The 16143-nt window shown below is 42.3% G+C and carries 14 protein-coding genes; 7 read left to right on the forward strand and 7 right to left on the reverse strand.

Translation table 11 applies throughout. The features are described 5' to 3' along the window. The first annotated feature begins 32 nt into the window (after positions 1-32). The 7 genes from AB1A65_RS05805 to AB1A65_RS05835 all read left to right on the forward strand — a co-directional run bounded on the left by AB1A65_RS05805 (position 33) and on the right by AB1A65_RS05835 (position 6270). Positions 33-1586: a CRTAC1 family protein gene (locus AB1A65_RS05805; protein WP_366586618.1), complete on the forward strand. Its 1554-nt coding sequence runs from the start codon at positions 33-35 to the stop codon at positions 1584-1586. After that, positions 1579-3774, forward strand: a complete 2196-nt coding sequence (locus AB1A65_RS05810; protein ID WP_366586621.1) for a molybdopterin cofactor-binding domain-containing protein — start codon at positions 1579-1581, stop codon at positions 3772-3774. Before AB1A65_RS05805 ends, AB1A65_RS05810 begins: the two co-directional genes overlap by 8 nt. Before the next feature lie 32 nt (positions 3775-3806). Then, the gene (locus AB1A65_RS05815; protein WP_366586624.1) at positions 3807-4328 is read left to right on the forward strand and encodes a hypothetical protein; all 522 of its coding nucleotides are present in this window, start codon (positions 3807-3809) and stop codon (positions 4326-4328) included. Between the two features lie 52 nt (positions 4329-4380). Next, positions 4381-4674 carry a hypothetical protein gene (locus AB1A65_RS05820; protein ID WP_366586626.1) on the forward strand — a complete coding sequence of 98 codons (294 nt, stop codon included), beginning with the start codon at positions 4381-4383 and terminating at the stop codon, positions 4672-4674. Between the two features lie 176 nt (positions 4675-4850). Next, a complete protein-coding gene (gene ssb / locus AB1A65_RS05825) occupies positions 4851-5183 on the forward strand; it encodes a single-stranded DNA-binding protein (RefSeq protein WP_366586628.1) in 333 nt (110 codons plus the stop codon). A gap of 130 nt (positions 5184-5313) precedes the next feature. After that, a complete protein-coding gene (locus AB1A65_RS05830; RefSeq protein ID WP_366586630.1) occupies positions 5314-5736 on the forward strand; it encodes a hypothetical protein in 423 nt (140 codons plus the stop codon). A 93-nt stretch (positions 5737-5829) separates the two neighbouring features. Then, positions 5830-6270, forward strand: a complete 441-nt coding sequence (locus AB1A65_RS05835) for a hypothetical protein (protein WP_366586632.1) — start codon at positions 5830-5832, stop codon at positions 6268-6270. Between the two features lie 256 nt (positions 6271-6526). On the opposite strand, the gene AB1A65_RS05840 is transcribed toward AB1A65_RS05835, so the two are convergent. From AB1A65_RS05840 to AB1A65_RS05870, 7 genes are all read right to left on the reverse strand, one after another. After that, positions 6527-7366 carry a phosphatase PAP2 family protein gene (locus tag AB1A65_RS05840; RefSeq protein WP_366586635.1) on the reverse strand — a complete coding sequence of 280 codons (840 nt, stop codon included), beginning with the start codon at positions 7364-7366 and terminating at the stop codon, positions 6527-6529. A 29-nt stretch (positions 7367-7395) separates the two neighbouring features. Further along, the gene (locus AB1A65_RS05845) at positions 7396-8298 is read right to left on the reverse strand and encodes a histone deacetylase (protein ID WP_366586637.1); all 903 of its coding nucleotides are present in this window, start codon (positions 8296-8298) and stop codon (positions 7396-7398) included. A gap of 11 nt (positions 8299-8309) precedes the next feature. Continuing rightward, positions 8310-10433, reverse strand: a complete 2124-nt coding sequence (locus AB1A65_RS05850; protein WP_366586639.1) for a Tex family protein — start codon at positions 10431-10433, stop codon at positions 8310-8312. A 4-nt stretch (positions 10434-10437) separates the two neighbouring features. Continuing rightward, positions 10438-11259, reverse strand: a complete 822-nt coding sequence (locus AB1A65_RS05855) for a hypothetical protein (protein WP_366586641.1) — start codon at positions 11257-11259, stop codon at positions 10438-10440. Positions 11260-11262: 3 nt separating this feature from the next. Then, positions 11263-12150, reverse strand: coding sequence for a DUF488 family protein (locus AB1A65_RS05860; RefSeq protein ID WP_366586644.1), 888 nt, complete (start codon positions 12148-12150; stop codon positions 11263-11265). 12 nt (positions 12151-12162) lie between these two features. Continuing rightward, positions 12163-14259: a methionine--tRNA ligase gene (gene metG, locus AB1A65_RS05865; RefSeq protein WP_366586648.1), complete on the reverse strand. Its 2097-nt coding sequence runs from the start codon at positions 14257-14259 to the stop codon at positions 12163-12165. 153 nt (positions 14260-14412) lie between these two features. Continuing rightward, positions 14413-16134: a DUF1501 domain-containing protein gene (locus AB1A65_RS05870; protein ID WP_366586651.1), complete on the reverse strand. Its 1722-nt coding sequence runs from the start codon at positions 16132-16134 to the stop codon at positions 14413-14415. Positions 16135-16143 lie beyond the last annotated feature (9 nt).

The raw sequence follows: 16143 nt of genomic DNA on the forward strand, positions 1-16143 counted from the left end.
ACTCAAGTCACATTCAAAAATCAAAAATCAAAATGTCATGCAATTATTCACGATCAGAATTCAATCGGACTCCAAGAGGATTTCTATCCATTCGGGCTCTAGTCTGTATTTTTTGTTTTAGCTCCGGTTTCATTTCAACAGGTCAGGAGATTCTGTTTAAGAATGTCGTACTCAAAGGTCCAACACAGGGCTCTAGGGGAGTGTCCATGGCAGATTTAAACAATGATGGCTGGTTGGATATTGTAGTGGCCAATCAAGTGGATTCAATTCAACTCTTGGGCAATACCATTTATCTCAATCAAGGTGATAGGTTTAGTAGACAAGCCATTTCTGAAAATAACCTTCAGGCTTGGAGTGAATCTGTCCACACCGTAGACGTGGACAACGACCACGATTTAGATCTCTTTTTTACCACTCAGTTTGGGGTTTCCAATTTGCTGTATCAAAATGATGGAAAGGGAAATTTTGCCCCTTGGCAAGGTGGAGACTTAACAATGGATAGAACCAATTCCCCGGGAGCTTGCTGGTGTGATTATGATTTGGATGGGGACATGGATGTATTTGTGGTTAATAGAGATGGTGAGGCGGATAATTTATACGTAAATGACGGTAAGGGCGTATTCACCAGAATAGCAGAAGGTCCATGGGTAAACAACAAGGGTGATGGAAGATCATGCGCTTGGGGCGACCTGAACGGAGATGGGATTATGGACCTTTACATTGTCAATTTTGTGGTAAAAGACCAGCAAGGAGCCGTAATCCAAAAGCACCGTAACTATCTCTATCTGGGGACATCATCTGGTGGATTTACAGAAGAAAAAAACGGAATCCATGTTGAAGAGGAAAATGCTTCCTATGGAATTTCTATAGTGGATTTCGACTATGATGGGGATTTGGATATGTATGTGACCAATGTCTCTATTTCTGATGAAAATGCCCTTTACGAGAACATTGGAAATGGACAGTTTTCCAAGTCCGATAATGAAGTGGCCTACGAAATTCATCGTCCCTCGAAAGGGCAGGCGTGGGGAGATATTAATAATGACGGTTGGTTAGATTTATATGTTGCCAATGGCACTGAAGGTTATCCCGAAATCCAGAATTTTATGTTCCTCGGACGCAAGGGTTTTTCCATGCAACGGGTGTATAATGCCCTTCCGGCCATTGAGGGCCACATTTCCGCAGGCACGGCAATGGGAGATTTGGATCGAGACGGAGATTTGGACCTCTATGTATGCAATTGGGGCGGTGAAGCGGAGGCCAATGACTGTTATCTCAATCTTGGACCAACCCGGAACTGGGTCACCTTTCAGTTGCAAGGGATGGAATCCAATACCTACGGTATAGGAAGTTGGGTAAAGCTAAGTTTGGAAGATGGTAGGGTATTGACGCGCTACTTCATTCGAGAAACTGGCTATGGCAGTGAAAATGCACCCGAAGTCCACTTCGGATTGGGGGATTCAAAAATCCAGAAAGTTGAAATAGTATGGCCTTCGGGAACTACCCAATCGGCCACAGCATTGGAAATAAATCATACCTACCAAGTGATTGAAGGCAAAGAAATCAAAAAGCGAAATCATGAATAAAACTTTGAACCGAAGACATTTTATGCAACTTACTGCATCTGCAAGTGGTGCGTTACTGCTTGGGTTGCATTATCAGTCTTGCGCACCCAATGGCCGTGCCGTAAAGTATCCAATGTTGCCCCTCATCGAAATTGATACCGATGGCTGGGTGACCCTAATCGCCAAGAACCCTGAAATAGGTCAGGGTATCAAAACAGCCCTGCCCATGATTTTGGCCGAGGAATTGGGAGCGAATTGGGAAAAAGTGAAGGTGATTCAAGGGGATTACGATAAAAAGTATGATGAGCAGTGGGCCGGTGGAAGCTATGCGGTAATCATTAATTGGAATTTAATGCGGACTGCAGGGGCCAAGGTTCGCAGTGTTCTCATTGAAGTTACTTCGACCCGGATGCAAAGACCAACCAACGAATTTATAGCCCGAAATAGTAAAGTAGTCCACTTGGAAACTGGTGAAAGCATTCCCTTTGAAGAATTGATAGCTGAAGCTTCCCAGATGGAATTGCCGGAAGAAGTGGAGTTTAAACCGGTAGATTCGTATACCATTGTAGGGCAGAGCCTTCCTCATGTTGATATTCAGGAATTGGTGGACGGTACGGCTCAATTCGGTATCGACATCAACCTCCCTGAAATGCTGTATGCCACTGTGGTAAAAAACCCAGTGTTTGGGGGAGGCTTGGAAAGTTTTGATGATACAGAGACCAAGAACGTTCAAGGAGTAATGGAGGTAATCACATTAAGAAATAGCGAATATGGTGGACGATTGCTCGGTCCCAATAGCCCCAATTTTGTGAACGGGGTCGCCGTTGTGGCCAATTCCACTTGGACAGCGTTCAAAGGTGCTGAAAAGTTGAAAGTAGTTTGGGACAACACATCATCCCGAAGAGAAAATACAGAACCACTTTTTGAGCAATTCAGAAATCAGCTTGATGACACCGAGCTGGTCCGTAAAGATGGAGATTTTACAGCTGCGCGAAAAAATGCGCCCACGGTTTTTGAGCAAACCTATGAGCTGCCCTTTTTGGCCCATGTACCTATGGAACCTATGAACTGTACCGTGGATTTTAGGGAAAATAGCTGTGAGGTTTGGGCCCCTACCCAAAATCCGGAAGCTCTGGAAAAGGGATTGATCAAACTTTTTAATTTGAAACCAGAGCAAATCAAGATACACCTATCAAGGAGTGGAGGGGCTTTTGGCAGACGATACTATGTGGATTATGCCATGGATGCCGCCATACTCTCAAAAGAAATGGGAAAACCGGTTAAACTCATCTGGACCCGGGAGGAAGATATTAAACACGACTGGTATAGACCTGCCAGTGTTCAAAAACTAACCGCGGCTATCGATAAAGATGGAAAAGTAACTGGGTGGCGACATATTTTAGCCAATGCCTCGCGCGTAACATCCTTGGGCAGGGAAGGGAGTCCGGCGGGCACCGAGATTGATGAATATGAATTTCCAGCAGGGTTTGTACCCAATCTTCAATTTGAATATGGTCATGTACTGAGCGATGTTCCACTGGGTCAGTGGCGCGCCGTGGCCCAGTCAGCAAATGTATTTACGGTACAAAGCTTTTTGGACGAATTGGCTTTTTTCCATAAAAAGGATCCTATTGAGCACTTTCTGGAATTTTTGGGCCCAGCTCGAATGGTTCCCGTGGTCGGGGACTATGAATATGATGCTGGTCGTTTGATTGCGGTAGTAGAACAAGTTCGAAAAAACAGTCGCTGGAACGAACCTTTGCCCAAAGGGCAAGGCAGGGGTTTTGCGGCGGCGAAGAATTCCGGCTCATTTTTGGCCGAAGTGGTCACCGTTGAGGTCACGGAAGATGGCAATATTAAAATTTTGAGGATAGATGTAGTGGTGGATTGTGGCATTGTAGTGAACCCATCCGGGGCCAGAGCACAGGTAGAAGGAGGAGTTTTGGAAGGCTTGTGTGCCGCACTTTACGGGGAGGTTACCATCAAAGATGGCGCCGCCCAGCAGTCCAATTTTCATGATTATCCTTGGATGCGTATGCGTGAAGTACCGGAAATTCACGTGGAGTTCATTAAAAATGATTTGCCGCCCAGAGGGCTTGGAGAGCCACCGTTGCCGCCGGCAGCTCCCGCTTTGACCAATGCTATTTTTGCTGCTTCCGGTGTTCGAATCCGAAAGCTTCCCATTAAAAACCAATTGAAAAATGCTTAAATTAATGGGGTCAATCAAAAAATCAAGCAATCATGAAAACTATCTTTCTACTGGGTACCGTCCTAAGTATCCTGACAACCCTGTCTGCGCAAGAAAAAAGCATTAAGGATTTGGAGTTTTTAATCGGAAAATGGCAAGTGCGGGAAGACAATACTGAAGAGGGTTGGTGGGAAGAGACGCTTCGCACGGGTAAATATGTAATGGACAGTACGTATATAGAATTGGAATCGGAAGCGGTCTCGTCAACAGGCGTGGAGCGGACCTATCGCTGGTATATTCATTACAATTTCAAAGCCCAACAATTTGAAATGACATCCATGTTCAGCAATTGGCATAAGGTTCTGAACGATATTCTGGATTGGGACCCTAAAAATCGTAAGCTCACCTTACGAAATGGAGTAGATGCTTCTAGCGAAGAATACCACGAACGCTTTGGGGAGATTGTCTTTGATGAGGATTTCAATGGATATTTATGGAAAGGTGAAAATAAATATGGCGACCCGGAGAATCCCGGCATCTGGAAATATGTGGAAAAGGGTGTTCGGGTAGAATGAGGGAATCCAAAATATAGTATAGGACAAACACCGATAAAGTTTTTTTGAACTATTGGATTTTGATACTTTTAATGGAGTGTCTAAAAGCCGCAAAATATTATATAGAATAATTGCTGTATTGCTCATTCTTCTGGGTATCGCAATTGCTATTTATCTTATCCCAAACCTCATACCTCTAATAAAAAGGACGCCTTATCAATTGCTCCATCCTGAAGTACGTGTCAGGAACGAGTTAGGTCTTGATTGGTTTTGGCAATACGTTGGTTGGTTTATAACTTATATTATTTTTAGAATAGCGAAATCATTCTACAAAGACAGCCAAAAACCCACCATTGCCAGCAAATAAATCAGTTCTAAGGTGCCCATGGTAAGGCACCTATATACATTTCCAATCATTTACATCCGTTTACAAACGAAAACAAATGATTCATTACCGATTTGTGGATTTAAGTGATTTTATGTTTGCCCTGTCGAATGCTAAGTTCGATAGTATCAATTGTTTAACGCTTAAATCTTATTTGTATGAACTCGCTTAAAAACAAAGTACAGTTGATTGGTAACTTGGGTAATGACCCAGAAATGATCACAATGGAAAATGGGAGCAAACTGGCCAAATTTTCAATCGCTACCAATGAAACCTACAAAAATTCAGAAGGGGAAAAGGTGACCGACACCCAATGGCACAATGTGGTAGCTTGGGGTAAGTTGGCCGAAATTGCGGAAAACTACTTGACCAAGGGCAAAGAAGTCATGATTGAAGGAAAGTTAATGACCCGCTCCTATGAAACCAAGGAAGGCGAAAAACGCTACATTACCGAAGTTAAGTGCAACGAAATGTTGATGTTAGGAAAATAGATGGCTTTGCAAATCATCGGAAAAGGGGGCAATTTGTCCCCTTTCTTTTTGTTTACGGTGTTTTCACCATATCTTATAGATGAACTGCGTAACTATTGGGGTGGTTATTCGTCAAATGAAGTGAGCTATTATGAAAGCAGCAAAAACCCTAATATTCGTTTTTATTCTTGGTTTCTGGTCATTCTCTTTGGCACAGGATGGCGAACTTACTGCCTCTGACGTGCTATTTTACGAAAGCCTGGCCGAACGCGATGCGATTTACGAACAGGAACAACGCTTTTCCAATGAAAAAGATGAACGCGATTATTGGAGAGATCAAAAGAATTTTGAATTAATGCTCTTGCAGAAAAACCCACAGGCCTATCATATTTACATCAGTAAAAAGAGGCCATCCTATGTTGACCATATCGAGCACTGTCATCCTGACTGCGGACATGGTGACTTCTACAAAAGAGAGGAGGCTTCCTTCCTTATGCAAATGTCCAATGACTCCATATATGGACGATTACTTTCTGAAGCCCAAACCAGAACATCCCCAAATAAATTTAAATAACAGATTGCTTACCCGGTAGGGTATTTTCATCTTCAGTTGTTTCTATACTGAAAACCTCAGCATTCATAAAAGTTCACCTGTAAAACTTTAATTATGAAATGGTTTGGTTTTGTCTTCGTACTTGTGATTTTCACCACCAACTCCGTATTCGCTCAAAATCACAAAGTGGTTTCCAAAGAACAAAGAATCAGTTTTTTTATGGAACGAGCCCAACAAGATGCCAAGTATGAGCAAACCTTGGTCACCGGCAATAAAGAAGACGAATTGGACATTTGGAAAGACCAAAAACGCTTTGAAAAGGATTTAAAAGATTGGGATTGGGCTTCCTATGATGCCTACATGTTTGCAAAAAAGAATGCATACCTAAAACATGATGAGGTTTGTGAGGACCATTGCAACCATACAGATTACTACTTTGAGCAGATAACCCCCTACTTAATGTATCAGCCCTACGACTACCATAAACAAAAAATTTCTTTGGGGACTGAAGTGTACAATAGAACGCTTAGCGAGTGGCAGGTAAAAATCAAGTAGAGGTCTAGGCGACTTTCTTTAAAAGGTCAAAGCACGGGCATTTTTTGCACCGCTTGCTTTCCTTTTTCTTGTATTTCTCACAGCATTTTGATTTTAAATTGCCGTGGGATGACAATTCTTTCAGCAATGCCTTTTTGAGCTTTTTCTTTGAATCCTTTTTCTTTTTACCCATTTCGATATCCAAGAACCAGACAAAAGTAATTATTTTAAATTAATCTAAATAAGAAAATTATCAACAATGATAGTATCGGTAATCTTAAAATTGAAGTGATACACCCACAGTACTGGGTCCAAAAGAAAGGTTCCAGCTTACATTTTTGGACTGGTCATTGTACTTTTCATTGTACTTGGAATCTAAATACCTGTCGATGGATTCCACGATAAAAATGCTCAAAACTGTACTAAAGACCACATCCGAAACCCAATGAAAATCATCCACTACACGTACCAAACCAGGGATGGAACCTACCGTATACAAACCTGCTTTCACCCATGGACTTTTAAACTGTTTGGCAATGGCATAGGCATTACTAAAGGCCAACATGGCATGGCCGGAAGGAAAAGAATCATAATCATACACCCTATCCAAATGAAATGGGTCAAATGTGGCAGAACCAGCCCCACTTTTGGGCCGAGCCCTACCAATGATGCGCTTACTTACCTGTTGCAAAAAGCCTCCTGCGGTCGCAGAAGCAATCAAAAGTACCCCCGTCCGTCTTAATTTTTCATTTTTCGTAAACAGTCCGGCCAAATAAACCCCTCCGGTGAGCATGTAGTTGTTTTCCGGACTTCCATATTCGTGCCCATAGTCAATCACAAAATCAGGGATATCCTCCTGAAAGCCATTTTTCCAATGATTAACTTCTTCATCAACTGTAAAAAGAAGCAGGGTGCCGCCGGCCAAATAGCCAAAGTTGGCCCATTCATTTCCTTTCCAATGAAATGGGCGGGAATACGAATAGCCTACCCCTCCAAACATATTACCTACATCATAGGTGAAATCGTTCCAAAGCGTTTTCTCTTTTTCAGATTGAGGTTCTTGGGCGGAAAGTGACAGAATAGCCAATAAGGCAATGAGGAATGTTGTTGATTTCATGAAGGTTGAAAACTAAATAGTCGGTAAAATTAAGCATAAATATCCTGTGCCAACCGAAATGTATTGGCATGGGCTTCCACAATGATCTTGATGTCGGGGGAGTACCCACCTCCCATGCTACATTGAACAGGGATTTTGGCATCAAAACAAGTTTGCAAAACAAAGCGGTCACGTTCCATACAACCCTCCAAAGTCAATGCCAAAGTGCCTAATTTATCAGAAGCTAGCACGTCCACGCCGGAGAGGTAAAAGATAAAGTCGGGTTGTACTTTTTCCAGCAGTTCGGGGAGTGTCTTTTTTAAAATGGAAAGATATTCTTGGTCCGTGGTTCCTTTGTCCAAGGCAATATCAAGGTCCGAAGTTTCCTTTTTAAAGGGGTAATTGCCCTTGCCGTGCATGGAAAATGTAAAAACAGAATGGTCAGTCTTAAAAATTTCAGCGGTACCATTGCCTTGGTGAACGTCCAAATCAATAATTAAAATGTTGTTTTTCAATTTTTTATTTTGAAGGTATCGGGCTCCGATGGCTTGATCGTTCAACATGCAAAAAGCCTCACCGCGATTGGAATAGGCATGATGTGTGCCTCCTGCGATGTTCATGGCAATGCCATGCTCCAATGCAAATTCGCACCCTTTGATGGTGCCATCTGCAATAATCCGTTCCCGTTGTACCAATTCCGTGCTCAGTGGAAATCCAATTTTTCGTGCGGCACTTGGTTTGAGTTCAAGATTCACCAAATCATCATAATATGTGGCGTCATGTACTTCTAAAATGTGGGAATCATCAGGAAAATTAGGTTCAAAAAAATTCGCTGCGGTACAAGTTCCTTCATGAAGTAATTGCTGTGGTAACAACTCATACTTCATCATGGGAAATCGGTGCCCATGGGGTAAATGATGTTTGTAAATGGGATGATACGCTATTTTGAGCATTTTGGAATCCCTTAATTGTGCAAAGCCAATTGAATCCGCTTTCTTTTAACATCCACATCAAGAACCTTGACCACCACTTGTTGATGAAGACTCACATGTTCATTGACATCCTTAACAAAAGTATCGGATAGGTTGGAAATATGGATAAGGCCACTTTCTTTGATTCCGATATCCACAAAACAGCCAAAATTGGTAATGTTGTTGACAATTCCGGGTAATAGTTGACCTTGGTGAAGGTCGGTTATCTCCCTTATATTCTGATTGAAGGTAAAAACCTTTGCCTTTTCCCTGCGGTCCAGACCTGGTTTTTCAAGCTCGCTTAAAATATCCTTTAACGTTGGGATTCCTATGGTGTCCGTGCAATACGATTTTAGGTTGATGCGCTGTAAAACGGATTTGTTGCCCACAATCTCAGTTAATGGAACACCTTGGTCTTTCACCATTCGTTTTACAATGTCATAACTTTCTGGATGAACAGCAGAGTCATCCAAGGGGTTTTCACCATCTTTTATGCGCAAAAATCCTGCGCTTTGCTCAAAGGCTTTTCCACCAAGTCGAGGGACCTTTTTAATCTGCTCCCTGCTTCCAAATGCCCCGTTTTCATTTCGATATGTGACAATATTTTCAGCCAATTTCGGCCCAATTCCCGATACGTAACTAAGCAAGGAAACACTGGCCGTATTAATGTTCACGCCAACGGAGTTCACACAACTTTCAACTACTGTATCCAAGGAAGATTTTAATTGGGTCTGGTCCACATCATGCTGATATTGCCCCACACCAATGGATTTGGCATCAATTTTTACCAATTCGGCCAAAGGGTCGGCTAAACGCCTACCAATCGACACCGCACCCCGAACCGTAACATCATAATTGGGAAATTCATCACGTGCAATTTTGGAGGCTGAATAAATCGAAGCACCCGCTTCGCTTACCACAAAAACCTCAATGGGATTTTTAAATTGAATACGTTTTACCAGTTGCTCCGTTTCGCGGGATGCCGTTCCGTTGCCAATGGCAATCGCCTCGATTTTATAGGCATCTACCAGCGAGCTTATTTTTTTAATGGCTCCAGAGCTGTCCTTTTGTGGTGGGTGGGGATAAATGGTCTCATTATGTTTTAAATCGCCCTGTTCATCCAAACAAACCACTTTGCAGCCGGTTCTGAATCCGGGGTCAATGGCCAAAATACGTTTTTCGCCCAGCGGTGCACCGAGGAGCAACTGCTTAAGGTTTTTAGAGAAAACCTGAATGGCAGCTGTATCTGCTTTTTCCTTGGCTGATTTTAAAAGTTCATTGGAAAGCGATGGAAGCAAAAGTCGCTTGTAGGCGTCGGCAATGGCCATTTCAATTTGTTCGGCACAAGCGTTGTTCGATTTGATGATGCGTCTTTCAATCGCTTCCAAAGCGCGGTCATCATCAATCTCGATTTTAACCCGAATGAACCCTTCTTTTTCAGCGCGCATGATGGCCAGAAAACGATGCGAAGGACATCGGCTTAAAGGTTCGCTCCAATCAAAATAATCTCGGAACTTCTGTGCTTTTTCATCTTCTATCTGAGTTTTGACCACCTTGGTCACGATAAGCGCATGTCGCTCTAATTGATTTCGGAGCTGATTTCGAATATCGGTGCGTTCATTGATCCATTCAGAAATGATATGCCGGGCTCCTTCGAGAGCATCATCTTCATTCACCACATCTTCACTGAGGTATTTTGAGGCCATAAACTCAATTTCATCATTGCGTTGCGCCATGATGATTTTGGCGAGCGGCTCCAGACCATTCTTTCTAGCAGTTTCGGCTTTGGTCTTTTTACTTTTCTTGAAGGGAAGATAGAGGTCTTCCAAACTGGTGAGGTCCGTGCAGTTTTGCAACTTAGCCTGTAGCTCTGGTGTGAGGCTTCCCTGTTCTTCCACAGCTTTGATGATGGCAGCCTTTCTTTTTTCCAATGCCTCAAACTGCTCTTTATACTTTACTATTTCGCCAATCTGTACTTCATCCAGATTTCCGGTGCGTTCTTTCCGATAACGTGAAATAAAGGGAATGGTGCAATCTTCGTTTAAGAGTGCTACGGTGTTTTCAACATTTTTTTCAGAAAGTTGGGTATGGCTTACGATATAGGGGACAAGTTGCATAAAGCTATAAGTCTAAACTTAATTGAGATTTCTTTTTTGGATAAAAAACACCAATAATTACAAATGGATTAGGAGCTCTTCTTCTATGCCATTGCATAGTTGTACCTAGGAAAAGATGAATATCATGTTTAGTGGTGAATTCGTCAAAGTATTTTGCTTTCACTAAGTCTAGAGCCTGTTTTTCGTTGCCATTTGATTGTTTTAAACAATTCCAATATAATTGGAATATTTCCCAATCTTCAATCATTAGGGTGCTTGAAATGCCTTCATCATCCACAAAGGTATATGAGAATTTATAAGGAACTTTAGGGATTATTTTTTCGGGATTACTGTCTACCTCAGCGAAAAGATCGGTTTGTTTCCTTAAATCCTTCCATTCATTTTTCCATTCCCTACTATCTTCTTCAATTACAAAATCAATAATTTCAAAAGGCTTGAAGGTAGCTAATGAAATATTTTGTGGCTGTTTAGAGTCTGATAGAAGTTTTGCTTTATTAGTGTAGACATTTTTCAAACAAAACTTTTTTCTTTCTTGCCAAAAGTTTTTAGTATTTAACGGATTTGAAAGAATCTTGACATCATAGTTTGTTGGTGAATGGCTTTCCGGTCTAAAATCGTCTGTTCTTTCCTTAACATCCAATTCAATCCAAGTATATTTCTGGAAACCTGTATCTCTTTTTACTTGTTTTAACCAACTTAGGGGTATTGGATAAATTCTTATCCATGAACCATCCTCCAAAATTCCTGCGGTGCAAACTAACTCGTCATAACTTCGTGAAGGGAGGGGGTAAGTAGTAACCGTAATTAGAATTTTTTGCTTTCCCATGTTTCATAAGTGTTCTATTTCAAACTTGAATGAGGGGAATTTAGATATTGCATCGGCTAAATGAGTTCTGTGACACTGACAATTATCAGCTTCAAAACATGTTAATGCGACTTTTTTGTTTTGTATGAGGAGATTAAGAATTTTTTCCTGATATGTTTTTGTATTGGATAAATTGGTTGATTTATAATCATCAAAAAGTTGATCATAGTCAATTTGAGAGGTTAACTCTTTTCTCTTTTCGGATTCGATACCAACTTCTGGGATATGTAAATATTGTATTTCAACACCAGCACATGCATTTTCAAGCTGCCTCTTGTTGAAACCATATTTCATGCTTGCCGCATTTCGGCGTACATCACATAAAAGTTTAACTCCGCTCCTAATTAATTTATTCAAATAAGATTCTAGAGAGAGACCTTCGTAACCAATAGTATATAGGACAACTTCATTATCCTTTAATTTTAACTGCTCTACTTTTTTCAGCTCGTTATCAGATAAATATTTGTGGGCAATAGTGCTATTAATAGCATAATAGGGGAAATTTTTATAAGTCAGTTTTATTAAATCTTCACTGCTCTTGTCTTTGTATAAAATACCAAAATCCCTTAAAATTTTCTCATCGTCTCTGTTTATCTGCCTGAGGTAATCAGTACTGTCTGTTTTCTTCCATGATGTGGGTTTTTCTTCAACAATACCGTATTTTTCCAATGTATGTAAATCAGCATTGGCTTGAAAAGAAAAGGCTCCGTATTTATACGGAACGAAGTCATAATTCTTGCCTTTTGTTTTATATCTGCTATGTAGAAAAAGCAATTTTTGAAGTTGAATTTTATCCAATTCATTTCCAAATACTTGTAGCATTGAAAGACATATCTTTCTTCTATAATACATAAGATAAAGATATTAATTTATTCCTTCCCCATTCCCAACCCCATCTTCATCTGGGTTGACAAACACCAATTTTCCTTCTTGGCTTTCCGTCATCAAAATCATGCCTTCACTTTCCACACCGCGGAGTTTTCTAGGGGCCAAGTTGACCAAAACGGTTACTTTTTTACCAATAATATCTTCGGCTTTAAAGCTATTGGCAATTCCGGAAACAATGGTTCGGGTATCCAGCCCGGTATCCACTTTTAAGACCAAAAGTTTATCCGTCTTTGGCATTTTTTCAGCTTCGATGATGGTGCCCACACGCATGTCCAGTTTGCTGAAGTCATCATACGTGATAGTGTCTTTTTGGGGAATTAGCTCTTTTTCCATGGAATCTGTGTTGTTTGTAGCCGACGCATTGGTTTTTTTGGTGGCTTCCAGTTTGTCTAACTGTTGTTGAATTTCGGCATCTTCAATTTTTCGGAAGAGCAGCTCGCTTGGGTTGATTTGATGGCCTGCGGGTAACAATTCATCAAGGTTTGGCACATTATTCCAGTGAGATGCTGAATCAAGTTCAGCATGACGAAGAATCTTTTTCAACTTATCCGAAGTAAATGGCAAAAAGGGTTCACTGAGAATGGCTAGACCCGTGGCAATCTGAAGGGCCACATACATAATAGTTTTTACCCGTTCCTCATCCGTTTTGATGAGTTTCCACGGTTCGGCATCGGCCAAATATTTATTGCCCAATCGGGCTAGGTTCATCAATTCTTGACTTCCTTCCCTAAAGCGATAACGCTCCAACGAATTGGAAAGGATTTGAGGATAGTTTTTCAGTGCTTCCAAGGTTTCCTTGTCCACGGTCTCAAATGCATTTGGATTAGGAACCACCCCATCGTAATATTTATGTGTCAAAACCGCTACGCGATTGACAAAGTTACCAAAAATAGCAACGAGTTCGTTGTTGTTCCTAGCTTGAAAATCCTTCCAGGTAAAGTCGTTGTCCTTGGTCTCCGGAGCATTGGCGGTCAACGCATAGCGAAGCACATCTTGCATATCTGGGAATTCCTCCAAGTATTCATGCAGCCACACCGCCCAGTTTTTAGAAGTGGAAAGTTTGTTGCCCTCCAAGTTCAAAAACTCGTTGGCGGGAACATTTTCCGGTAAAATGAAATCGCCATGGGCTTGGAGCATGCTTGGAAAGATGATACAGTGGAAAACGATATTGTCCTTACCAATAAAATGGACCAATTTGGTGTCCTTGTCCATCCAATAGGGTTTCCAGTCCTTTCCTTCTCGCTCGGCCCATTCCTTAGTGGACGAAATATAGCCGATGGGCGCATCAAACCAAACGTAAAGCACTTTTCCTTCGCCGCCTTGCACGGGAACAGGGATTCCCCAGTCCAAATCGCGGGTAACGGCTCTGGGTTTTAGACCCTCGTCTATCCAAGATTTGCATTGACCATACACGTTGGGTTTCCAATTGGATTTATGGCCTTCCAGAATCCATTTCCGAAGAAAATCTTCATACCGGTCCAAAGGTAAAAACCAGTGTTTGGTTTTTTTAAGCACCGGAACACCTCCGGTGATGGTGGATTTTGGATTGATGAGGTCCGTTGCGTTCAAGGACGACCCGCAATTTTCGCACTGGTCGCCATACGCTTCTCCATGACCACATCTGGGGCAGGTTCCAATTACAAACCTATCGGCCAAAAACTGTTGGGCCTCCTCATCATATAATTGTTCGGTCTCTTCTTCAATAAAATCACCCTTTTCATAGAGTGTTTTGAAAAAATCCGAAGCGGTTTTGTGGTGTACCTCTGCAGAGGTCCTTGAATAATTGTCAAAAGAAATTCCAAAGTCCGCAAACGACTTTTTAATGATGTTGTGGTACTTATCAATGATTTCCTTGGGTGTAACGCCTTCCTTTTTGGCTTTCATAGAGATGGCCACTCCATGTTCATCGCTACCGCAAACAAAAGCTACATCGTGCCCCTTTAGTCTTAAATAACGGACATAAATGTCCGCAGGAACATAAACGCCGGCCAAATGGCCTATGTGAATGGGGCCATTGGTGTAGGGCAGTGCAGAAGTTACAGTATATCTGGATGGAGCTGTTGTCTGAGACATGTACGAAATGAATTAAGCCCCAAAAATACTCATTTTACGAGAAGCCAAAAACGGGAATTACGGTAAAAAGGAAACCTCCAATGGGTACAGCCCTAAATTGGGGTGAGGGGATGCACTATTGGAGGCTTTCTGGAAATTGAATTTTTGTGTCGCTTACATGATCATTACGGATTTACTCATACGTTGATCGGCAACGGATATTCTATAAATGTATTTTCCGGTGGATAGGCTGTCGCGCATCCGCTCCCTAATATTGATTTCTACAGCGCCCTCTAGCATCATTTCATTAAAAACGGTACCTACTTTTTGACCCAAAATATTGAAAAGTTCAATGTCAACATGAGCTGCAAAAGGCATTTCCAAATGAATGTGGGGCGCACGTTGGTTCGGGTAGTATGGCGTGTGCACGATGGTATTCACCAAATCGGGGTCTGGTGGGGTCATGCCGTCATCACTTGGCGGGGTATCTGGGAATGTTGGTGGGTCATTGTCCATGGCAATATCGTCAAACTCTTCGCCACTACAGTTAAATCCTAAATCAATGGCTCTGTACTGATATCCCAACAAGTGCTGTTCCACGGCAGTCCTGGGAACGCAAAGCCACTCGGCCAAAACGGTTCCATAAAGGTCCCTGAAGTCCATGGTGTATTGCAAGTTTCCACGGCTGTTGGGGCTGTCCAGCGCTGGGTGGTCACCCACAAAGGCACTTCCATTTAACCCTGAACCAAAGAAGAGTGTAGGAGCAGCTTTTCCGTGGTCGGTTCCGTTGGAGCCATTTTCGAAGATCCTACGGCCAAACTCGGAAAAGGTCATGCTTAACACCTTTTCATCCTGTTCGGTACAGGCCAAATCCTCATAAAAATTGTTGATGGCAATGGAAAGGTTGGACATCAATCTTTCGTGGACAATGGGCTGGTTACCGTGAGTGTCAAATCCTCCAATGGAAATCATGTAGACTTTGGTTCCCAGATTTCCCTTGATCAATTTGGCCAAAAGTTCCAATTGTCTGGCAAAACCGTTGTCTTGGTATTCAACGCATTGTAACGCGGCACCCCTTTCGTAGGCTTCATGGATTTTTCCGGCATATTCGTAGGTGGTATTGGCCACTCCACGCAAGAATCGTAATTGATCACCGTACATACAATTGTCGAACGGAGCAGTTTCGATGTCATAAAACAGACCTGTTTCAGCGATTTGCTGCAATTGGTCCACATTATTGGTCACAAAGGCGTAGTTGGTTTCATTACCTTGAAAGACCAAGTTGGCCAAGTTTCCAATTTGAATGGCTGCAGGTGCTTCGGGCGGGTTGATCAAATAATCTGGGTAGAGATCTTCAAAGTGTCTACCCATCCATCCGGTAGGTTCACCGCCGAAGCCGGTAGTGTTCAAATCGGTGTTGGCAAAAATATCGGACCCTGTAAAGTGGGACAGACTTTGGTTTTCGTACCCTACGCCGTGAACGGCCTTGAACTGACCTTCGCCCCAAAGAGGTTCCAAGGAGCCCATGTAGGTGGGTACACCAAAATCATCGGTAAGTTTTAGGACCTTACTTTCTGGAATGTAGATGTTGGGTCTTGCGTTAGCATAAGTATCATACTGTTGAATGGGGATGACCGTGCTCAGTCCGTCATTTCCTCCCGATAGCCTGATGAGAATCAGAATATTATCGGTTTCAGCAGCGGCAATGGCAGCTGTAAGAGGAGATGGGGCGGATGCTGAAATAAAATGGTTCCCCAAGAACATGGAACCAGAACCTGCTATACCCAGTGCCTGGATAAAGGATCGTCTGCTCCAATTTTTGTGTTCCAAATCGTGGCCTTCGTGTTCTAGGCCTTTATGGGGAGATGTATGGTGGGTGTGGTGATTATCGCACATAATGGTAGG

This window comes from Allomuricauda sp. ANG21, from assembly GCF_040705235.1.
Taxonomy (GTDB): Bacteria; Bacteroidota; Bacteroidia; order Flavobacteriales; family Flavobacteriaceae; genus Flagellimonas; species Flagellimonas marina.